This is a genomic window from Sphingobium sp. LMA1-1-1.1, assembly GCF_040676365.1.
Taxonomy (GTDB): domain Bacteria; phylum Pseudomonadota; class Alphaproteobacteria; order Sphingomonadales; family Sphingomonadaceae; genus Sphingobium.
In genome coordinates, this window is the sequence record NZ_JBEGHS010000045.1 from 230,981 (window position 1) to 249,492 (window position 18,512).

The following is an 18,512-nucleotide window of genomic DNA, read 5'->3' on the forward strand; positions in this document are numbered from 1 at the left end:
TCCTGCTGGCGGGAGCATTCGGCGTCCCCGGCGCATCTGCCCTATTCCAACGGAGTCCCACCATGACCCTCGATGATCTGCTGGCCGACGGCGCGCCGCCTATTTGCGCGATCCTGCGCGGTCTCCGGCCGGAAGAAGCGCTGGAGATCGGCGCCGTCCTGATCGAATCCGGCATCCGCATTCTCGAAGTGCCCTTCAACTCCCCCGATCCGCTTCGCAGCATCGCTGCAATGCAGGCCGAATATGGCGACCGCGCGCTGATCGGCGGCGGCACGGTACTGTCCGTGACGGCGGTGGAGGAACTGCATGGCGCTGGCGGACGGATCATGGTGACGCCCAATAGCGACATGCAGGTGATCGCGCGCGGGGCGGAACTGGGACTGGAGCTTCTCCCCGGCTTCATGACGCCCAGCGAGGCCTTCGCCGCGGTGCAGGCCGGCGCGCGCCGGATCAAGCTGTTTCCCGCCGCCCGTCTCGGCCCCGCTTATGTAAGGGCGCTGAAGGACGTGCTGCCCGGCCATGTCGGCATCTGGGCGGTCGGCGGCACCGGCGCGGATTCGATCGGGGAATGGCTGGCCGCCGGCTGCGAAGGCATCGGCGTCGGCGGTGCGCTCTACCGGCCGGGCGACGGCGGCGCCTCGGTGCGGGACCGGGCGGTCGAACTGGTCGCCGCCTGGCGGCGGTCGCTCTGACCGCCGGGAGGCTTCATCCCGCCTGCCGCGCGTCGTCGCGGTCCAGCATGTCGCGAACCTTGGCGGCCAGTTCGGCATAGGTGAAAGGCTTGGTCAGCAGTTCTACGCCCGGATCGAGCCGGCCGTGATGAATGATGGCGTTGCGCGCATAGCCGGTGGCGAACAATATCCTCAGCCCCGGCTGCTGCGCCCGCGCCTGCTGCGCGATGTCGGCGCCGGTCATGCCGCCGGGCAGGATGACGTCGGTGAACAGCAGGTCGATGGGCTCCGACGCCATTTCCAGCGCCTTCAGCGCCGCCGCGCCGTTGTCCGCCTCCATCACCCGATAGCCCAGTTCCTTCAGCACATCGACGGTATAGGCGCGCACCTTGTCGTCATCCTCGCAGACCAGCACCGTCTCGTCGCCGCCGCATACCGGCGTGGCCCGGCTGACCGTGCCCGTGTCATTGTCGGGCAGAGGGCCGTAGAAGCGCGGCAGGTATATCTTGACCGTCGTGCCATGGCCGCGTTCGGAATAGACGCGGATATGGCCGCCCGACTGCTTGATGAAACCATAGACCATCGACAGGCCCAGCCCGGTGCCGCGCCCGACCTCCTTGGTGGTGAAGAAGGGTTCGATCGCGTGGCTCAGCACGTCCTCGTCCATGCCCTGGCCCGTGTCGGATACGCTGATCAGCACATATTGGCCGGGCGACACTTCCGCCTCCTGCGCGGCGTAAGCCTCGTCGATATGGGTGTTGGCGACCTCTATGGTCAGCTTGCCGCCGTCCGGCATGGCGTCGCGCGCGTTCACCGCCAGGCTCAGCAACGCATTCTCCATCTGGTTGACGTCGATCTCGACCGGCCAGATCCGCGCGCTCTGGATCGTCTCCACCTCGATCGTCTCGCCCAATGTGCGGTTGAGCAGGTCGGACATGCCGCTCACCAGCCGGTTGGGATCGATTCGTTCGGGCGCCAGAGGCTGGCGGCGAGAGAAGGCGAGCAGCCTTTGCGTCAGCAGCGCCGCGCGCTCCGCGCCCGCCATCGCATTGTCCGCCGCGCGCCGCAGCCGCGCCTGATCCTCGGGAAGGTCGCGTTGCAGCAGTTCCAGATTGCCGGTGACGATCTGCAGCAGATTGTTGAAATCATGCGCCACGCCGCCGGTCAACTGGCCCAGCGTCTCCATCTTCTGCGCCTGTCGCAGCGCATCCTCGGCGTCCGCGAGGGCCCGCGCACGGGCGCGCTGCTCGGTCACGTCGCGGGCGACGCAATAGACGAGGTTGTTTTCGGGCACCGCCGTCCAGCTGAAATTGCGGTAGCTGCCGTCCTTTGCCCGGAAACGGTTCTCGAACCGCGCCGTCGGCATGCCTTGCGCCAGGGCGGCGATTTCGCCCCTGGTCTTCGCCAGATCGTCGGGATGCTCCATCCATTCGGACGTGCGGCCGATCAGCTCGGCCTCGCTCCAACCCAATATGTCGGTCCAGGCCGGGCTGGCGGCCAGCCACGTGCCGTCCCGGTCAGCGACCAGGAAGGGGTCGCGCGCCAATGCCCAGAGACGGGCGCGATCGGCGCGCATCTCCTTTTCCGCTATCACCCTCTTGGTGGTCTCGCTGACGATGCAGAGCGCGCCGCCGATGGAGCCGTCCGCCTCGTAGACCGGCGAATAGTTGATGTCGAAGAACACCTGTTCGCCCAGCCCGCCGGCCCGCTCGATATAGAAGGGCCGGTCCTTGGCATGCACCGGCTGCCCCTGTTCGACGACGGAGCGCAGCAGCGGCTCCAGATCGTCCCAAAGCTCCGTCCACCCCTCCCGCGCCGGGCGGCCGAGCACGCGGGGATGCTTGTCCCCGATCGTGGGCGCATAGGCTTCATTATAGAGCGCGCAGAGCTCCGGACCCCAGAACAGCACGATCTCCGCCTGCGACGACAGCATCAGCCGGACCGCCGACACCAGCGCCGGGGACCAGCCGTCAACCGGTCCCAGCGGCGACCCGGCGTCGATGCGCGCGGTCAGCGCGCCCAGCGCGCCCTGGGCGGCGATCATCTCCCCTATGCCCCGCGCGCCGCTCATTGATTATCCTCGATCAATATGCTCATGGGACGAGATACGCCCCTCCCGCGCTTTGTATCCCTTCATGCACAAGGCGTTATGACCTTTTGTTCATGGTTCAGGGTTATCCTTGCAACCCGCGGGACAAGCGCGCATGGATCGGGTCCATGACTGCGATGACCTTGAGCCGACCCGCCAACGCCGTCCCACGCCCCGCGCCGATCGCGCGCTGGCTGCTGATGGTCGCCGCCCTCGTCTTCTGCATGGTCGTGGTCGGCGGGATCACCCGCCTGACCGAATCCGGCCTGTCGATCACCCAGTGGAAACCGATCAGCGGCGCCATTCCGCCGCTGACCCACGACCAGTGGATGGACGCCTTCCGCGATTATCAGAAGATCCCCGAATATCGGCAATTGCGGCAGGACATGACGCTGGGCGATTTCCAGTTCATCTTCTTCTGGGAATGGGTGCATCGGCTGCTGGGGCGGCTGATCGGCGTCGCCTTCGCGCTGCCGCTGCTCTGGTTCGCGTGGAAACGGACGATCCCCCAGGGCTACGGCCCGCGCCTCGTCGCGTTGCTCGCGCTTGGCGGGCTTCAGGGCGCGATCGGCTGGTGGATGGTGGAATCGGGCCTGTCGGTCCGTACCGATGTCAGCCATTACCGGCTGGCGGTGCACCTGCTGACGGCGCTGTTCATCATGGGCGGCCTGATCTGGACCGCCCTCGACCTGCTGACACGTGCCAGGACGCCCTTCGCGAAGCCGGCCATGCTGCACCCCTTCGCCGTGGCCGCGCTGCTGGCGCTCATGGTGCAATTGCTGTTCGGCGCGTTCACGGCCGGGCTGGACGCAGGCTATGTCTCCAACACCTGGCCGCTGATGAACGACCATCTCGTGCCGCAGGGAATCGAATGGCTCGGCTCGTTCTGGGCGACCGTCTCCAGCGACCCCTATCTGGTGCATTTCATCCACCGCTGGTGGGCCTGGGTGGCGGCGTTCATGCTGATCATGCTCGCCAGGATGGCGAAGCAGGCGGGACAGCGCGGCCCATCGATCGCGATCAATGCCGCCGTCGGCACGCAGATCGCGCTGGGCATCGCGACGGTCGTCAGCGGCATCGCGCTGCCGCTGGCGGTGCTGCACCAGGCGGTCGGCGCGCTGGTGGTCGCATCGGCCACCTGGGGCGCCCATGCCCTGGGGGAACGCCGGGGATAGGCGCCGCCGCGCCGTGTCGGCTTGACGGGTATTATTTTACCCGTCAGCAAAGCCGCCGAATCGCTTGACTTGCGCGGCCCTACCCGTCATTAGCCGCCATCTTCTGAAAGCTGGCAACAGCGTTCAATTCACTGTTTCATTCTTGGAGTATTGGCACCATGAAGGCGCTGATGAAGACCACCAAGCCGGCAACCCCGGCCACGGTCGAAAAGAAATGGGTTCTGATCGACGCGGAAGGCCTCGTCGTCGGCCGCCTCGCCTCGACCGTCGCGAACATCCTGCGCGGCAAGCACAAGCCGAGCTTCACCCCCCACGTTGATTGCGGTGACAATGTCATCATCATCAACGCGGAAAAGGTGAAGTTCACCGGCCGCAAGCTGACCGACAAGGTCTATTACAAGCACACCGGCTATGCCGGCGGCATCAAGGAAACCACCCCCCAGAAGGTTCTGGAAGGCCGTTTCCCCGAGCGCGTCCTGGAAAAGGCCGTTGAGCGCATGATCCCCCGCGGCCCGCTGGGCCGTCAGCAGATGCGCAACCTGCGCATCTTCGCCGGCGCCGAACATCCGCACGCCGCGCAGAACCCCGAAGTGCTCGACTTCGCGTCGCGCAACCGCAAGAACAAGGTGGGTGCATAATGACCGATAACCGCCAGTCCCTGTCCGACCTCGCGTCGCTGACCGCCAACGCGCCGGCTGCCGCTGCCGCGCCCGCCGCCGACGCCCCGATCGCGCCGGTTCAGCCTGCCGCTCCGCTGCGCGCCCAGGAAATCGACAGCCTCGGCCGCGCCTATGCGACCGGCCGCCGCAAGGACGCCGTCGCCCGCGTCTGGGTAAAGCCCGGCACCGGCAAGATCACGGTCAATGGCCGCGATCAGGAAATCTACTTCGCTCGCCCGACCCTGCGTCTGGTGATCAACCAGCCCTTCGGCGTCACCGAGCGCGAAGGTCAGTATGACGTGATCGCCACCGTCAAGGGCGGCGGCCTCTCGGGTCAGGCCGGCGCGGTCAAGCACGGCATCGCCCAGGCACTCGCCAAATATGAGCCGGCGCTGCGCAGCGCGGTCAAGGCCGAAGGCTTCCTGACCCGCGACAGCCGCGCCGTCGAGCGCAAGAAGTACGGCAAGGCCAAGGCCCGCCGGAGCTTCCAGTTCTCGAAGCGCTGATCGGTTCGATCGACAGCAATGCAAAGGGGCCGGTTTTCCGGCCCCTTTTCTTTTCGGGCAGATGGGGCCCTCGCGGTCGGGCATGGCAAGAGTCCGCCGTCTTCCTCGCAATCGGGGAGGCATTGACGGGATCCGGAATGGCCGAACCGGTTCGATCGGACGAAAAAGCCGCGATCTCCTAACCGGCGATCACGGCCGATCGTGTGGAAACCGCCTTAGCCGCGATCGCCGACATCAGCCAGGCGCGCCGTCGCGATCTGCTGGATCTGGAGGACGTCCTGGCGGGCTTCCAGGAAGCGGCGGGGATTGATGGCGTTGCCGTTCACCCGCACTTCAAAATGGAGATGCGGACCTGTGGAGCGGCCGGTCGAGCCCATGCGCGCAATGGTGTCGCCACGGGCTACCGGCTGGCCGACCCGCGCGTTGAAGCCGGAAAGATGGGCATAGCGGGTCAGGATGCCGTTGCCATGGGTGACCTCGACCACATTGCCATAGCCGCTGCGCTGGCCCACGAAGCTGACCTTGCCCGATGCGGCGGCCAGGATCGGCTGACCCATGCTGCCGGGAAAATCCAGCCCCGCGTGAAAGGCCGCATGGCCGTTGAACGGATCGCTGCGATAGCCATAGCTACTGCTCAGCATCGGCGTTGCCGTGGGCTTGCCGGAGGGGATGGCGAGCAGGCTGGCTTCCAGAAATTCCATCCGCGACAGCGCACTGGCGAGCTTTTCGAACTCGCCCGGCAGGGCGTCCTGGCCTTCCCAGGGAACGAAGGGTCCGCCCTGCGCGCGCGCGGCGGTGCGGGCGAGGCCATTGGGGTTGAGGCCGAAGCTGCGGATAGCGGCGGCGGCCTTGTCGGCGCGATGCTGGACTGCGCTGGTCAGCAAGGCGGCAAAACGGCGCTGCCGCGCATCGATCTGGAACAGCGTGGCGGCTTCGGGCGCGACGCTGATCTTCGTGTCCAGTTTGGACGTGCCGTGCTTGGCCCCGCCGTCGGCCTTGCCGACCACATCGCTGGCGGAAACGGCGTCCTCCTGGCCGAAATGGGTGCGGTAGAGGTCGTCCATGAAATCCTGGCGCTCTTTCAGCTCCTGCGCGAGTTGGTCGACCGACTTGCGATAGCGCTCGACCTGGCTGGCGGTGCTCGCGACGGCCTTGCCCTTTGCGGTGAGGGCGTCACGTTCCTGCTCGATCTCCGCGCTGCGGGAGATCATGGACAAAGTAAGCCCTGCGCCCCCGACCAGGGCACAGGAAAGCAGCCCGAGCGCGACAAGCTGCGTCCGGCGCGAAATGCGGATGAACTTCATCTGGCCGCCCGAGTGCAGGAAAATTTCCCGTTCCGGGCACAGCTTCGAACAGTGGGCAGCCATGCTGGCCCAGAGGGCAGGCACCCTCACCTTGCTCCGTTGCGACAATTGCGACCCCGCATTTCTTTTTAAGTGAACGGGGCGCTAACAAAACAATCCGAGTCGCGCGAATCCGCCAAAACGGACTCGTGACGAGTCGAAGGATGAACGGGGTGAAACGTGGATCCGTGCCATTGGTTCCGATCCGCCGGATTTTTTTCCGGGCGATTGCCTGATGACCTATGACTGATCGGCGGGCCGCCTGCGCCGGAGGGCAGCGCCCGATCTTTCGGCCGGTTCTTGACCCGCGTCCCCCACATGGATATAGGCGCGCCTGCCCAAAGGCCCGGCTGGACGGATTCGTTCGCGCCAGTTCCCGGTTCTGGGGGCGTCAGAGCTGAACATTGCCGGTGCTCTTGCGGCTCCGGGCGGGTTTCCGCCGGGGCCTTTGCTGTTTGGGGGCGATTGCTTTCCAGACCGCAAGGAACGCGGGAAATGCATGCGGTAAAGTAACTGAAAAAGGTGAAGGGCTTCATGCCAACAATCAACCAGCTGGTCCGCAAGGGCCGCGAGCTGCAGAAGACCAAGTCGAAGGTCCCTGCCATGGAAGCGAACCCGCAGAAGCGCGGCGTTTGCACCCGTGTTTACACGACGACCCCGAAGAAGCCGAACTCGGCTCTCCGTAAGGTGGCGAAGGTGCGCCTGGTCAACCAGCGCGAAGTCATCACCTATATTCCGGGTGAAGGCCACAACCTTCAGGAGCACAGCGTTGTGCTGATCCGTGGCGGCCGCGTGCGCGACCTTCCAGGTGTGCGCTATCACGTGCTGCGCGGCGTTCTGGATACCCAGGGCGTCAAGGACCGCAAGCAGAGCCGTTCGAAGTACGGCGCCAAGCGTCCGAAGTAAGGGGAGACCAGTAATATGTCACGTCGTCGTCGCCCCGAAAAGCGCGTCATCCTGCCGGATCCCAAGTTCGGTGATGTCGTGCTGTCGAAGTTCATGAACAGCATCATGCAGGACGGCAAGAAGGCCGTCGCCGAATCCATCGTGTACGGCGCTCTCGACACTGTCGAGACGAAGTCCAAGAAGGATCCGATCGCGATGTTCCACGATGCGCTGAACAATGTGAAGCCCGGCATCGAAGTCCGCAGCCGCCGCGTCGGCGGTGCGACCTACCAGGTTCCCGTCGAAGTGCGCCCCGAGCGCGCCCAGGCGCTGGCGATCCGCTGGCTGATCACGGCTTCGCGCAACCGCAGCGAAACCACCATGGCTGCCCGTCTGTCGGGCGAGCTGCTGGATGCCGCCAACAATCGCGGCAATGCCGTCAAGAAGCGCGAAGACACGCACCGCATGGCGGAAGCGAACCGCGCCTTCTCGCACTATCGCTGGTAATCCGGCGCTGGAAAAAGGCGAAGCGGGCACCCATATCGCTCGCTTCCTCTCATGGTTTCAAAAAATCGGTCCGTTCGCCACGGGTGGCTACCCATGGCGGACGGATTGGTTTAGGGGCCACGCGCAGATTTAACGAATCCCCAACCGCCGGCGCACCGGCAACGGAGAAGCATCATGGCCCGCAGCCATCCGCTCGAACGCTATCGCAATTTCGGTATCATGGCGCATATCGACGCCGGCAAGACCACCACGACGGAGCGTATCCTTTACTATACCGGCAAGTCCTACAAGATCGGCGAAGTCCATGACGGCGCCGCTACCATGGACTGGATGGAGCAGGAGCAGGAGCGTGGCATCACCATCACGTCGGCTGCGACGACCTGTTTCTGGAACGACCACCGCCTGAACATCATCGACACCCCCGGCCACGTCGACTTCACCATCGAGGTCGAGCGTTCGCTGCGTGTGCTCGACGGCGCGGTCGCCGCGTTCGACGGTGTCGCGGGCGTTGAGCCGCAGTCGGAAACCGTGTGGCGCCAGGCGGACAAGTACAAGGTGCCGCGGATGTGCTTCATCAACAAGCTCGACCGCACCGGCGCCGATTTCTATTATTGCGTGCAGACGATCATCGACCGTCTCGGCGCGACCCCGGCCGTCCTCTATCTGCCCATCGGCACGGAATCGGACTTCAAGGGCCTGGTCGACCTGGTCGAGAACCGCGCGATCATCTGGAAGGACGAGAATCTCGGCGCTGAATTCTCCTATGAGGAAATTCCGGCTGATCTCGCCGACAAGGCGGCCGAATATCGCGAAAAGCTGATCGAACTCGCCGTCGAGCAGGACGACGACGCGATGGAAGCCTATCTGGAAGGCAACCTGCCTGACACCGCCACGCTCAAGAAGCTGATCCGCAAGGGCACGCTGGGCCAGGCGTTCACGCCGGTCCTGTGCGGCTCGGCATTCAAGAACAAGGGCGTGCAGCCGCTGCTCGACGCGGTCGTCGACTATCTGCCCTCGCCGCTCGACATCCCCGACGTGCAGGGCATCAACCCCGACACCGAGGAGCCCGACAGCCGCAAGACGGCGGACGACGCGCCCTTCGCGGGCCTGGCGTTCAAGATCATGAACGATCCGTTCGTCGGTTCGCTGACCTTCCTGCGCGTTTATTCGGGCACCCTGACCAAGGGCACCTATCTGAACTCGGTCAAGGACAAGAAGGAAAAGATCGGCCGCATGCTGCTGATGCATGCCAACAGCCGTGAAGACGTCGAAGCGGCTTATGCCGGCGACATCGTCGCTCTGGCCGGCATGAAGGAAACCACCACCGGCGATACGCTGTGCGCCGAGCGCCAGCCGATCATCCTGGAGCGGATGGAATTCCCCGAGCCGGTGATCGAGCTGTCGGTCGAGCCCAAGACCAAGGCCGACCAGGAAAAGATGGGCGTCGCGCTCAATCGTCTGGCCGCCGAGGATCCGTCCTTCCGTGTCACGACCGATCACGAATCGGGCCAGACCATCATCAAGGGCATGGGCGAACTTCACCTCGAAATCCTGGTCGACCGCATGAAGCGCGAGTTCAAGGTCGAGGCGAATGTCGGTGCGCCGCAGGTGGCTTACCGCGAATATCTCAAGAAGCCGGTCGATATCGACTACACCCACAAGAAGCAGTCGGGCGGCACCGGCCAGTTCGGTCGCATCAAGGTCAAGCTGACCCCGGGCGAACGTGGCGCGGGCATCATCTTCAAGGATGAGATCAAGGGCGGTAACATTCCCAAGGAATATATCCCCGCGATCGAAAAGGGCATGCGCGAGACGGCGGCCACCGGTTCGCTCATCGGCTTCCCGATCATCGACTTCGAAATCCTGCTCTACGACGGCGCCTATCACGACGTCGACTCGTCGGCGCTGGCGTTCGAAATCACCGGCCGCGCCGCGATGCGCGAAGCTGCGCAGAAGTCGGGCATCACCCTGCTTGAGCCGGTCATGAAGGTCGAGGTCGTCACCCCGGAAGAATATCTGGGCGACGTCATTGGCGACATGAACAGCCGTCGCGGTCAGATCCAGGGCACCGACACGCGCGGCAACGCGCAGGTGGTCGAGGCCATGGTGCCGCTGGCCAACATGTTTGGCTATGTGAATTCGTTGCGTTCCTTCACCCAGGGGCGCGCGAACTACTCGATGATCTTCTCGCACTATGATGAAGTGCCGCAGAATGTGGCGGACGAGGTCAAGGCGAAGATGGCCTGATGAGTTTCCCTGGCCGGGCCGCGCAAGCGGCTCGGTTTTGGGCTGGCATTCTGTAAATTTGCTGCTATGGACGCGCCTTCGCGAGGCGCGGCCGAGCGGTCAGACCAAAGCTGATTTGATTAGAAGGTAGGATAAAATGGCTAAGGCTAAGTTTGAGCGGAACAAGCCGCACTGCAACATCGGCACCATCGGTCACGTCGACCATGGCAAGACCTCGCTGACCGCGGCGATCACCAAGGTGCTTGCCGAAACCGGCGGCGCGACCTTCGTTGACTATGCCAACATCGACAAGGCTCCCGAAGAGCGCGAGCGCGGCATCACCATCTCGACCGCCCACGTCGAATATGAGACCGAAGCCCGTCACTACGCGCACGTCGACTGCCCGGGTCACGCCGACTACGTCAAGAACATGATCACCGGTGCGGCCCAGATGGACGGCGCGATCCTCGTCGTTTCGGCCACCGACGGCCCGATGCCGCAGACCCGCGAGCACATCCTGCTCGCCCGCCAGGTCGGCGTGCCGCAGCTCGTCGTGTTCATGAACAAGGTTGACCTCGTCGACGACGCTGAAATCCTCGAGCTGGTCGAGCTGGAAATCCGCGAGCTGCTGTCGTCCTACGACTTCGACGGCGATAACATCCCCGTCATCCCCGGCTCGGCCGTCAAGGCTCTGGACGGTTCGAACGACGAAATCGGCAAGAACGCCGTTCTGAAGCTGATGGAAGCGGTCGACACCTTCATCCCGCAGCCGGAGCGTCCGATCGACAAGCCCTTCCTGATGCCGATCGAAGACGTGTTCTCGATCTCGGGCCGCGGCACCGTCGTGACCGGCCGTGTCGAAACCGGTATCGTCAAGGTTGGTGAAGAAGTCGAGATCGTCGGCATCAAGGACACCCGCAAGACCACCGTCACCGGCGTCGAAATGTTCCGCAAGCTGCTCGACGAAGGTCGTGCGGGCGACAACATCGGCGCGCTGATCCGTGGCGTGGGCCGTGAAGAAGTCGAGCGCGGCCAGGTTCTGGCCAAGCCCGGCACGATCACCCCGCACACCGAGTTCGACGCAGAAGTCTACGTCCTGTCGAAGGAAGAAGGCGGTCGTCACACGCCGTTCTTCGCGAACTATCGTCCGCAGTTCTACTTCCGCACCACCGACGTGACCGGCGAAGTGATCCTCCCCGAGGGTACCGAGATGGTCATGCCTGGCGACAATGTGAAGCTCGGCGTCAAGCTGATCGCTCCGATCGCCATGGACCAGGGTCTGCGCTTCGCGATCCGCGAAGGCGGCCGGACCGTCGGCGCAGGGGTTGTCGGCACGATCTCGAAGTAATATAGGACCGCAGCGGCGCGAATCGCCTGATTCGCGCCGCTGAGTTTTTTACCGCCCCGGATCGCCTTTCTCCGGCTCGATAGAGCTAGAAGGGCAAGAAACGGGGCGGATATTTTTTGGTTGGCGCATTTTCATAAATCATCGGCTGCTCCGGCTGATTTTTGAAAATGCTCCGGGTTTTTGGCTCTTTCGCATCGGTACAGGAACAATGGACAGCAACATCCGCATTCGCCTCAAGGCGTTCGATCATCGCGTGCTCGATCAGGCGACCGGCGACATCGCCGACACCGCCCGCCGCACCGGCGCCCTCATTCGCGGTCCGATTCCCCTTCCGACGCGCATCGAAAAGTTCACGGTCAACCGTGGCCCGCACATCGACAAGAAGTCGCGCGAGCAGTTCGAAGTCCGCACCTACAAGCGCATGCTTGACATTGTGCAGCCGACGCCCCAGACGGTCGACGCGCTGATGAAGCTGGATCTGGCTGCCGGCGTGAACGTCGAAATCAAGCTGGCGTAAGCTGGCAAGTCCCTGCTCTCGATTATGAGGGCAGGGTATCGGGCATTCCGGCTTGCCGGAAGCTCAAAGGACACAAGGGATACCGCACGGCCCCTCCGGTGAACCGGAATGGCTCGTGGTCCTGGTCCCCCGTCGCCTTCCCCGAGCAGGGGTCGGCATCCAACCCGGACGGGGTGATCATGCTATTGGGTTGGGCCGCGAGGGAGAGATCCTGAGCGGTTTTTTCGTTGGATACGCCCGCTGCTAAGGCGGGCCTCTATGGGAGTAATCAGTGATGCGCACAGGCGTGATCGCTAAGAAGGTCGGGATGACCCGTCTGTTCCAGGAGGACGGACGTCATATTCCGGTTACGGTTCTGGCCCTTGAGGGCAACCAGGTCGTGGCCCGCAAGGAAGTCGATCGCGACGGTTATGTCGCGGTTCAGCTCGGCGCGGGCGTCGCGAAGGTCAAGAATGTCGCCAAGCCGCAGCGCGGCCACTTCGCCAAGGCGGAAGTGGAGCCCAAGGCGCGCTTGGTCGAATTCCGTGTCGCCGAGGACGCGCTCCTCGATGTCGGCGCCGAGATCGCGGCCGATCATTTCATTGCCGGCCAGCTGGTCGACGTCGCCGGTCACACCCAGGGTAAGGGTTTCGCCGGCGCAATGAAGCGCTGGGGCTTCGGCGGTATGCGCGCTACCCACGGCGTGTCGATCAGCCACCGTGCCCATGGTTCGACCGGTAACCGTCAGGATCCGGGTCGCGTCTTCAAGAACAAGAAGATGGCGGGCCACATGGGTGACCGCGAGCGCACGCAGCAGAATCTCGAAATCGTCCGCACCGACGTCGAGCGCGGCCTGCTGTTCGTCAAGGGTTCGGTTCCGGGCGCCAAGGGCACCTGGCTGACCGTCAGCGACGCCGTCAAGGTGAAGCGCCCCGCCGACGCGCCTTATCCGGCGAGCCTCAAGGCTGCCGCCAACAGCAACAACGCTCCGGCTGAGACGCCCGCTGAAGCAGCGGCCGCTCCCGAAGCGACCGAAGGCCAGGAGGGCTAATCATGAAGGTCAATGTACAGACCCTCGACGCGCAGGCTGCCGGTGATCTGGAGCTCAACGATGCCGTGTTCGGCATCGAGCCCCGCACCGACATTCTGCACCGCGTCGTCCTCTGGCAGCTCGAAAAGCGTCGTGCGCCAGCTCGCGCCACTCGCGAGCGTTCGGATGTCGCCCGCACCGGCAAGAAGTTCGGTCGCCAGAAGGGCGGCGGCACGGCCCGTCACGGCGATCGCAAGGCGCCCGTGTTCATCGGCGGTGGTAAGGCGCACGGTGCCCGTGCCCGTACCTTCGGCCACGACCTCAACAAGAAGGTTCGTGCGCTCGGCCTGAAAATGGCCCTGTCGACGAAGGCGAAGAACGGCTCGCTGATCGTTCTCGACAATCTCGACGTGGCGGAAGGCAAGACCAAGGCTCTGGTCGCGCACCTCGCCAAGCTGAACCTCAACAAGGCGCTGTTCATCGACGGCGACGCGGTGAACGTCAGCTTCGCGAAGGCTTCGGCGAACATCGTCGGCGTGGACCTGCTGCCGGCCGTCGGCGCCAATGTCTACGACATCCTTAGGGCGGATTCGCTGGTGCTGACGCGCGCCGCGGTCGAAAAGCTGGAGGCGCGTTTCAATGGCTAAGAAAGAAGCCACGAAGGTTGACAACCGTCATTATGACGTCGTCGTCGCCCCGGTCATCACCGAGAAGTCGACCCTTCTCTCCGAAAACAACGCCGTGGTCTTCAAGGTCGCCAATGACGCGACCAAGCCGGAGATCAAGGCCGCCGTCGAAGCGCTCTGGGGCGTGACCGTCAAGAGCGTCAACACGCTGGTCGCCAAGGGCAAGACGAAGAAGTGGAAGGGCAAGCCCTACACCCGTTCGGATGTGAAGAAGGCGATCGTTCGTCTGGCTGACGGCCAGTCGATCGACATCACCGAAGGAGTGCGCTGACCATGGCGCTTAAGAGCTACAACCCGACGAGCCCGGCCCAGCGCGGCCTGATCCTCGTCGACCGCAGCGGCCTGCACAAGGGTAAGCCCGTCAAGGCGCTGACCGAAGGCAAGCGCAAGACCGGCGGCCGCAACAACAAGGGTCACGTGACCTCGCGCGGCATCGCCGGCGGCCACAAGCAGCGTTACCGCATCATCGACTTCAAGCGTCGCCTCTGGGACGTGGAAGGCACGGTCGAGCGTCTGGAATATGACCCCAACCGCACCGCCTTCATCGCGCTGGTCAACTATCCCGACGGCACCCAGGCCTATATCCTGGCGCCGCAGCGTCTGGCGCCCGGTGACAAGGTCATCGCCGGCAAGAAGACCGACGTGAAGCCGGGCAATGCGATGGAACTGGGCCAGATGCCGGTCGGCACCATCATCCACAATATCGAGATGAAGCCCGGCAAGGGCGGTCAGCTCTGCCGTTCGGCGGGCACCTACGCCCAGCTGGTCGGTCGCGATCGTGGCATGGTGATGGTTCGCCTGTCCTCGGGCGAGCAGCGCTACATCCGTTCGGATTGCATGGGCACCGTCGGTGCCGTGTCGAACCCGGACAATGCCAACACCAACCTCGCCAAGGCCGGCCGCAACCGCTGGCTGGGCAAGCGCCCGCTGACGCGCGGTGTGGCGAAGAACCCGGTCGATCACCCGCATGGCGGTGGTGAAGGCCGGACCTCGGGCGGCCGTCATCCGGTCACGCCCTGGGGCAAGCCGACCAAGGGTGCGCGCACCCGCCACAACAAGGCGACGGACAAGTTCATCATCCGTAGCCGCCACGCGAAGAAGAAGAGGTAAGCGAGATGGCTCGTTCCGTCTGGAAAGGTCCGTTCGTGGACCTCAGCCTTCTGAAGAAGGCGGAAGTGGCGCAGGACGCCGGTGGCCGTTCGGGTCCGATCAAGACCTGGTCGCGCCGCTCCACCATCCTGCCGCAGTTCGTCGGCCTGACGTTCAACGTCTATAACGGCCGCAAGCATGTGCCGGTTTCGGTGAACGAGGACATGGTGGGTCACAAGCTGGGCGAATTCGCCCCGACCCGCTACTTCCCCGGCCACGCTGCCGACAAGAAGGGCAAGCGCTAATGAGCAAGGAAAAGGCTCCCCGTCGCGTCGCCGAGAATGAGGCGCTGGCCGTTGGCACGCAGATCCGCGGTTCTGCCCAGAAGCTGAACCTGGTCGCCACGCTCATCCGCGGCCGGAAGGTCGAGGATGCGTTGAACATCCTCGCCTTCTCGAAGAAGGCGATGGCGGTCGACGTGCGCAAGGTGCTGGCTTCGGCCATCGCCAACGCGGAAAACAACCACAATCTGGACGTCGACAGCTTGGTCGTCGCGGAAGCATCGGTGGGCAAGAGCTTCACCATGAAGCGCTTCCACGCTCGCGGCCGCGGCAAGTCGACCCGGATCCTGAAGCCCTTCAGCCGCGTGCGCATCGTCGTTCGCGAAGCAGCTGAAGAAGCGGAGGCGTAAGAGACATGGGTCACAAGAGCAATCCGATCGGTCTGCGCCTGCAGATCAACCGTACCTGGGACAGCCGCTGGTTCGCCGAAGGCGCCGACTATGGCCGCCTGCTGCTGGAGGATCTGAAGATCCGCCAGTACATCATGAAGAACCTGCCGCAGGCCGCGATCTCCAAGGTCGTGATCGAGCGTCCCGCCAAGCTGTGCCGCGTATCGATCTACGCTGCCCGTCCCGGTGTCATCATCGGCAAGAAGGGCGCGGACATCGAAAAGCTGCGCAAGAAGCTGGGCAGCCTGACCTCTTCGGACGTCAGCCTGAACATCGTCGAGATCCGCAAGCCGGAAATCGACTCCAAGCTTGTTGCGCAGGGCATTGCCGACCAGCTGGAGCGTCGCGTGGCGTTCCGCCGTGCGATGAAGCGTGCGGTGCAGTCGGCCCTGCGTCTGGGCGCTGAAGGCATCAAGATCACCTGCGGCGGCCGTCTGGGCGGCGCGGAGATCGCCCGCGTGGAATGGTATCGCGAAGGCCGCGTTCCGCTGCACACGCTGCGCGCGAACGTCGACTATGCCGAAGCCGAAGCGCACACCGCTTATGGCGTCTGCGGCATCAAGGTCTGGATCTTCAAGGGCGAAATCCTTGGTCACGATCCGATGGCTACCGACCGGCTGATGCTGGAGGCTCAGACCTCCGGCGTGCGCCCGGCGCGCTGAAGATAAGAAGGTAATAGCGTCATGCTGCAACCGAAAAAAATGAAGTTCCGCAAGACCTTCAAGGGCCGGATCAAGGGCGACGCCAAGGGCGGATCGGCTCTGAACTTCGGCGCCTATGGTCTGAAGGCCCTGGAACCCGAGCGCGTCACGGCCCGCCAGATCGAGGCGGCCCGCCGCGCGATCCAGCGTCACCTTCGCCGTCAGGGCCGTCTGTGGATCCGCGTGTTCCCCGACGTTCCGGTGTCGAAGAAGCCTGCCGAAGTCCGTCAGGGCAAGGGCAAGGGTTCGGTCGAATATTGGGCGGCCCGCGTCAAGCCCGGCCGCATCCTGTTCGAACTGGACGGCGTTCCCGGCCCGCTCGCAGCAGAGGCCTTCTCGCGCGCCGCGATGAAGCTGCCCATCAAGACCAAGGTCGTTGCCCGCCTCGGCGACACCTCGCACCTGGAGGGCTAAGCCGTGGCGAACGTTGCCGACCTCAAGACCAAGACGGACGACGAGCTGTCGACCGAACTCAACAACCTGAAGCGCGAGCAGTTCAACCTGCGTTTCCAGGCGGCCACCAACCAGCTGGAAAAGCCCAGCCGGGTGCGTGAAGTCCGCCGGTCGATCGCGCAGATCAAGACCCTGCAGACCGAGCGTTCGCGCTCGGCCGCGAAGTAAAGGAAACACACGATGCCCAAGCGCGTGCTGACGGGAACGGTGGTTTCCGACAAGACCGACAAGACGGTGGTGGTTCGCGTAGAGCGCAAGGTTAAGCATGCGCTCTACGGCAAGATCATTCGCCGCTCGAAGAAATATCATGCCCATGACGAGGGCAATGTCTACAAGGAAGGCGAAACGGTCCGCATCGAGGAGACCGCTCCGATTTCCAAGCTCAAGACCTGGAAGGTCATCGAGCGCGTGGACACCCACAAGTCGCCGGAGACGGCGGCCTGAGGGAGGCTCGCTGGGCCTTTGAATAAAAGTGTCGCGCGGGGCTGGCCTTTTCCGCCTGGAAAGGGTACAGGCCCGCGCTTCGCGTAGAGTCAGATGGCTCCTCCAGGGCGAGTCAGATGAGTCGCCCAAAGGCTCTAGGCAGTGAAATTCGGAACCGCCGGGAATTGTCCCGGTAGGCCAAATAAGAAGGAACCGGATCCATGATCCAGATGCAATCCAATCTTGACGTCGCTGACAACAGCGGCGCCAAGCGCGTCCAGTGCATCAAGGTGCTGGGCGGATCGAAGCGTCGCTTCGCGAGCGTGGGCGACATCATCGTCGTCTCGATCAAGGAAGCTGCGCCTCGTGGCAAGGTGAAGAAGGGTGACGTGCATCGCGCCGTCATCGTGCGCACCGCCAAGGACGTGCGTCGCGCTGACGGCAGCGTGATTCGCTTCGACGGCAATGCCGCTGTGCTCATCAACAAGAACGAGGAGCCGATCGGCACCCGTATCTTTGGCCCGGTCGTTCGCGAACTGCGCGCCAAGAAGCACATGAAGATCATCTCGCTCGCCCCCGAGGTGCTGTAATGAGCGCTGCCAAGATCAAGAAGGGCGACAAGGTCGTCATCCTGGCCGGCAAGGACAAGGGCCGCACCGGCGCGGTGCTGCAGGTGATGCCGAAGGAGGACCGCGTCCTCGTCGAGGGCATCAACGTGCATGCGCGTCACCGCAAGCCCGACCAGGCGAACCCGCAGGGCGGCATCGAGCGCAAGCCCGCGCCGCTCCATATTTCGAACGTCGCTGTCGCCGACAAGGATGGCAAGCCGACCCGCGTCCGTTTCGAGGATCGCGACGGCAAGAAGGTCCGCGTCGCCGTCAAGTCCGGTGAGGTGCTGTAATGAGCGACAAGTACATCCCCCGTTCGAAGGCGCTCTATGACGCCGAGATCGCCAAGGCGATGACCGAGAAGTTCGGTTACAAGAACGTCATGGAAGTGCCGAAGATCGAGAAGATCACGCTCAACATGGGCGTTGGCGAAGCCACCCAGGACAAGAAGAAGGTGACTTCGGCGGCCGAGGAAATGGAACTGATCGCCGGCCAGAAGCCGGTCATCACCAAGGCCCGCAAGTCGATCGCGCAGTTCAAGCTGCGTGAAGGCATGCCGATCGGCGCCAAGGTCACGCTGCGCCGCGAGCGCATGTACGAGTTCCTTGATCGCCTGATCAACGTTGCTCTGCCCCGCGTGCGCGACTTCCGTGGTCTCAACCCGAAGAGCTTCGACGGCCGTGGCAACTATGCCTTCGGCATCAAGGAGCAGATCATCTTCCCCGAGATCAACTATGACCGCATCGACAAGGTGCGCGGCATGGACATCATCGTGACCACCACGGCGAAGACGGACGATGAAGCGCGCGAACTGCTGCGTCTCTTCGGCTTTCCCTTCCCGATCGAAGAGAAGCAGGCGGCCTGACAGGGCCCCGCTTCTCTTTCCA

At 64.0% G+C, this 18,512-nt stretch carries 24 protein-coding genes; 22 read left to right on the forward strand and 2 right to left on the reverse strand.

What is annotated here, in order from left to right; genetic code table 11:
• Window positions 1-62: 62 nt before the first annotated feature.
• Window positions 63-692, forward strand: coding sequence for a 2-dehydro-3-deoxy-6-phosphogalactonate aldolase (locus MRBLMA1_RS17850; RefSeq protein WP_363738593.1), 630 nt, complete (start codon window positions 63-65; stop codon window positions 690-692).
• Window positions 693-705: 13 nt separating this feature from the next.
• Here the strand turns inward: MRBLMA1_RS17850 and MRBLMA1_RS17855 are convergent, their stop codons facing one another.
• Window positions 706-2,742, reverse strand: a complete 2,037-nt coding sequence (locus MRBLMA1_RS17855; protein WP_363738595.1) for a hybrid sensor histidine kinase/response regulator — start codon at window positions 2,740-2,742, stop codon at window positions 706-708.
• A 146-nt stretch (window positions 2,743-2,888) separates the two neighbouring features.
• Here MRBLMA1_RS17855 and MRBLMA1_RS17860 point away from each other — a divergent pair, with 146 nt between their 5' ends.
• The 3 genes from MRBLMA1_RS17860 (at window position 2,889) to rpsI (ending at window position 5,100) form a co-directional block, all read left to right on the forward strand.
• Window positions 2,889-3,935, forward strand: coding sequence for a COX15/CtaA family protein (locus MRBLMA1_RS17860; RefSeq protein ID WP_363738597.1), 1,047 nt, complete (start codon window positions 2,889-2,891; stop codon window positions 3,933-3,935).
• Window positions 3,936-4,093: 158 nt separating this feature from the next.
• Window positions 4,094-4,573: a 50S ribosomal protein L13 gene (gene rplM, locus MRBLMA1_RS17865; RefSeq protein WP_007686594.1), complete on the forward strand. Its 480-nt coding sequence runs from the start codon at window positions 4,094-4,096 to the stop codon at window positions 4,571-4,573.
• Entirely contained in the window at window positions 4,573-5,100 is a 528-nt protein-coding gene (gene rpsI / locus MRBLMA1_RS17870) for a 30S ribosomal protein S9 (RefSeq protein ID WP_363738599.1), read from the forward strand. The genes rplM and rpsI overlap by 1 nt, the downstream gene beginning before the upstream one ends.
• A gap of 215 nt (window positions 5,101-5,315) precedes the next feature.
• Here rpsI and MRBLMA1_RS17875 read toward each other — a convergent pair whose 3' ends face one another.
• Window positions 5,316-6,494: a M23 family metallopeptidase gene (locus MRBLMA1_RS17875; RefSeq protein WP_363738600.1), complete on the reverse strand. Its 1,179-nt coding sequence runs from the start codon at window positions 6,492-6,494 to the stop codon at window positions 5,316-5,318.
• 483 nt (window positions 6,495-6,977) lie between these two features.
• Between MRBLMA1_RS17875 and rpsL the strand changes: the two genes are divergently transcribed.
• The 18 genes from rpsL (at window position 6,978) to rplE (ending at window position 18,490) form a co-directional block, all read left to right on the forward strand.
• Window positions 6,978-7,349, forward strand: coding sequence for a 30S ribosomal protein S12 (gene rpsL / locus MRBLMA1_RS17880; protein ID WP_007686591.1), 372 nt, complete (start codon window positions 6,978-6,980; stop codon window positions 7,347-7,349).
• Window positions 7,350-7,364: 15 nt separating this feature from the next.
• Window positions 7,365-7,835: a 30S ribosomal protein S7 gene (gene rpsG, locus MRBLMA1_RS17885; protein WP_363738602.1), complete on the forward strand. Its 471-nt coding sequence runs from the start codon at window positions 7,365-7,367 to the stop codon at window positions 7,833-7,835.
• A gap of 174 nt (window positions 7,836-8,009) precedes the next feature.
• Window positions 8,010-10,082, forward strand: coding sequence for an elongation factor G (gene fusA / locus MRBLMA1_RS17890; RefSeq protein ID WP_133652655.1), 2,073 nt, complete (start codon window positions 8,010-8,012; stop codon window positions 10,080-10,082).
• A gap of 136 nt (window positions 10,083-10,218) precedes the next feature.
• Window positions 10,219-11,409 carry an elongation factor Tu gene (gene tuf, locus MRBLMA1_RS17895; protein WP_133652656.1) on the forward strand — a complete coding sequence of 397 codons (1,191 nt, stop codon included), beginning with the start codon at window positions 10,219-10,221 and terminating at the stop codon, window positions 11,407-11,409.
• A gap of 208 nt (window positions 11,410-11,617) precedes the next feature.
• Window positions 11,618-11,926, forward strand: coding sequence for a 30S ribosomal protein S10 (gene rpsJ, locus MRBLMA1_RS17900; protein ID WP_007686587.1), 309 nt, complete (start codon window positions 11,618-11,620; stop codon window positions 11,924-11,926).
• 274 nt (window positions 11,927-12,200) lie between these two features.
• Entirely contained in the window at window positions 12,201-12,956 is a 756-nt protein-coding gene (rplC, locus tag MRBLMA1_RS17905; protein WP_133652657.1) for a 50S ribosomal protein L3, read from the forward strand.
• 2 nt (window positions 12,957-12,958) lie between these two features.
• Window positions 12,959-13,582: a 50S ribosomal protein L4 gene (gene rplD / locus MRBLMA1_RS17910; protein WP_363738606.1), complete on the forward strand. Its 624-nt coding sequence runs from the start codon at window positions 12,959-12,961 to the stop codon at window positions 13,580-13,582.
• Complete coding sequence (locus MRBLMA1_RS17915) at window positions 13,575-13,892, forward strand: 50S ribosomal protein L23 (protein ID WP_030538851.1); 318 nt, start codon at window positions 13,575-13,577, stop codon at window positions 13,890-13,892. Before rplD ends, MRBLMA1_RS17915 begins: the two co-directional genes overlap by 8 nt.
• A gap of 2 nt (window positions 13,893-13,894) precedes the next feature.
• Window positions 13,895-14,731, forward strand: a complete 837-nt coding sequence (gene rplB, locus MRBLMA1_RS17920) for a 50S ribosomal protein L2 (protein WP_022682112.1) — start codon at window positions 13,895-13,897, stop codon at window positions 14,729-14,731.
• Between the two features lie 5 nt (window positions 14,732-14,736).
• The gene (gene rpsS, locus MRBLMA1_RS17925) at window positions 14,737-15,015 is read left to right on the forward strand and encodes a 30S ribosomal protein S19 (protein ID WP_007686576.1); all 279 of its coding nucleotides are present in this window, start codon (window positions 14,737-14,739) and stop codon (window positions 15,013-15,015) included.
• Window positions 15,015-15,401, forward strand: coding sequence for a 50S ribosomal protein L22 (gene rplV, locus MRBLMA1_RS17930; RefSeq protein ID WP_363738609.1), 387 nt, complete (start codon window positions 15,015-15,017; stop codon window positions 15,399-15,401). Before rpsS ends, rplV begins: the two co-directional genes overlap by 1 nt.
• A gap of 5 nt (window positions 15,402-15,406) precedes the next feature.
• Complete coding sequence (gene rpsC / locus MRBLMA1_RS17935) at window positions 15,407-16,102, forward strand: 30S ribosomal protein S3 (RefSeq protein ID WP_021239758.1); 696 nt, start codon at window positions 15,407-15,409, stop codon at window positions 16,100-16,102.
• A 21-nt stretch (window positions 16,103-16,123) separates the two neighbouring features.
• Complete coding sequence (rplP, locus tag MRBLMA1_RS17940) at window positions 16,124-16,555, forward strand: 50S ribosomal protein L16 (RefSeq protein WP_007686573.1); 432 nt, start codon at window positions 16,124-16,126, stop codon at window positions 16,553-16,555.
• A gap of 3 nt (window positions 16,556-16,558) precedes the next feature.
• Window positions 16,559-16,762, forward strand: a complete 204-nt coding sequence (gene rpmC, locus MRBLMA1_RS17945) for a 50S ribosomal protein L29 (protein WP_066700948.1) — start codon at window positions 16,559-16,561, stop codon at window positions 16,760-16,762.
• Window positions 16,763-16,774: 12 nt separating this feature from the next.
• A complete protein-coding gene (rpsQ, locus tag MRBLMA1_RS17950; RefSeq protein ID WP_006960320.1) occupies window positions 16,775-17,038 on the forward strand; it encodes a 30S ribosomal protein S17 in 264 nt (87 codons plus the stop codon).
• A 200-nt stretch (window positions 17,039-17,238) separates the two neighbouring features.
• Window positions 17,239-17,607 (forward strand): 50S ribosomal protein L14, encoded by a 369-nt coding sequence (gene rplN, locus MRBLMA1_RS17955; RefSeq protein WP_007686569.1) that lies wholly within the window; start codon window positions 17,239-17,241, stop codon window positions 17,605-17,607.
• On the forward strand, window positions 17,607-17,918 hold the full coding sequence (rplX, locus tag MRBLMA1_RS17960; protein ID WP_133652660.1) for a 50S ribosomal protein L24: 312 nt from the start codon (window positions 17,607-17,609) through the stop codon (window positions 17,916-17,918). The genes rplN and rplX overlap by 1 nt, the downstream gene beginning before the upstream one ends.
• Complete coding sequence (rplE, locus tag MRBLMA1_RS17965; protein WP_133652661.1) at window positions 17,918-18,490, forward strand: 50S ribosomal protein L5; 573 nt, start codon at window positions 17,918-17,920, stop codon at window positions 18,488-18,490. Before rplX ends, rplE begins: the two co-directional genes overlap by 1 nt.
• The last annotated feature ends 22 nt before the right edge of the window (window positions 18,491-18,512 follow it).

Coding starts and splice junctions, on each gene's coding strand:
- rplV (WP_363738609.1), top strand. CDS start 15,015: ATGAGCAAGGAAAAGGCTCCCCGTCGCGTCGCCGAGAATGAGGCGCTG.
- rplM (WP_007686594.1), top strand. CDS start 4,094: ATGAAGGCGCTGATGAAGACCACCAAGCCGGCAACCCCGGCCACGGTC.
- fusA (WP_133652655.1), top strand. CDS start 8,010: ATGGCCCGCAGCCATCCGCTCGAACGCTATCGCAATTTCGGTATCATG.
- rpsJ (WP_007686587.1), top strand. CDS start 11,618: ATGGACAGCAACATCCGCATTCGCCTCAAGGCGTTCGATCATCGCGTG.
- MRBLMA1_RS17860 (WP_363738597.1), top strand. CDS start 2,889: ATGACTGCGATGACCTTGAGCCGACCCGCCAACGCCGTCCCACGCCCC.
- rpsI (WP_363738599.1), top strand. CDS start 4,573: ATGACCGATAACCGCCAGTCCCTGTCCGACCTCGCGTCGCTGACCGCC.
- rpsC (WP_021239758.1), top strand. CDS start 15,407: ATGGGTCACAAGAGCAATCCGATCGGTCTGCGCCTGCAGATCAACCGT.
- rpsQ (WP_006960320.1), top strand. CDS start 16,775: ATGCCCAAGCGCGTGCTGACGGGAACGGTGGTTTCCGACAAGACCGAC.
- rplP (WP_007686573.1), top strand. CDS start 16,124: ATGCTGCAACCGAAAAAAATGAAGTTCCGCAAGACCTTCAAGGGCCGG.
- tuf (WP_133652656.1), top strand. CDS start 10,219: ATGGCTAAGGCTAAGTTTGAGCGGAACAAGCCGCACTGCAACATCGGC.
- rplD (WP_363738606.1), top strand. CDS start 12,959: ATGAAGGTCAATGTACAGACCCTCGACGCGCAGGCTGCCGGTGATCTG.
- rplN (WP_007686569.1), top strand. CDS start 17,239: ATGATCCAGATGCAATCCAATCTTGACGTCGCTGACAACAGCGGCGCC.
- rpsS (WP_007686576.1), top strand. CDS start 14,737: ATGGCTCGTTCCGTCTGGAAAGGTCCGTTCGTGGACCTCAGCCTTCTG.
- rplX (WP_133652660.1), top strand. CDS start 17,607: ATGAGCGCTGCCAAGATCAAGAAGGGCGACAAGGTCGTCATCCTGGCC.
- MRBLMA1_RS17855 (WP_363738595.1), bottom strand. CDS start 2,742: ATGAGCGGCGCGCGGGGCATAGGGGAGATGATCGCCGCCCAGGGCGCG.
- rpsL (WP_007686591.1), top strand. CDS start 6,978: ATGCCAACAATCAACCAGCTGGTCCGCAAGGGCCGCGAGCTGCAGAAG.
- MRBLMA1_RS17850 (WP_363738593.1), top strand. CDS start 63: ATGACCCTCGATGATCTGCTGGCCGACGGCGCGCCGCCTATTTGCGCG.
- rplE (WP_133652661.1), top strand. CDS start 17,918: ATGAGCGACAAGTACATCCCCCGTTCGAAGGCGCTCTATGACGCCGAG.
- MRBLMA1_RS17915 (WP_030538851.1), top strand. CDS start 13,575: ATGGCTAAGAAAGAAGCCACGAAGGTTGACAACCGTCATTATGACGTC.
- rpsG (WP_363738602.1), top strand. CDS start 7,365: ATGTCACGTCGTCGTCGCCCCGAAAAGCGCGTCATCCTGCCGGATCCC.
- rplB (WP_022682112.1), top strand. CDS start 13,895: ATGGCGCTTAAGAGCTACAACCCGACGAGCCCGGCCCAGCGCGGCCTG.
- rplC (WP_133652657.1), top strand. CDS start 12,201: ATGCGCACAGGCGTGATCGCTAAGAAGGTCGGGATGACCCGTCTGTTC.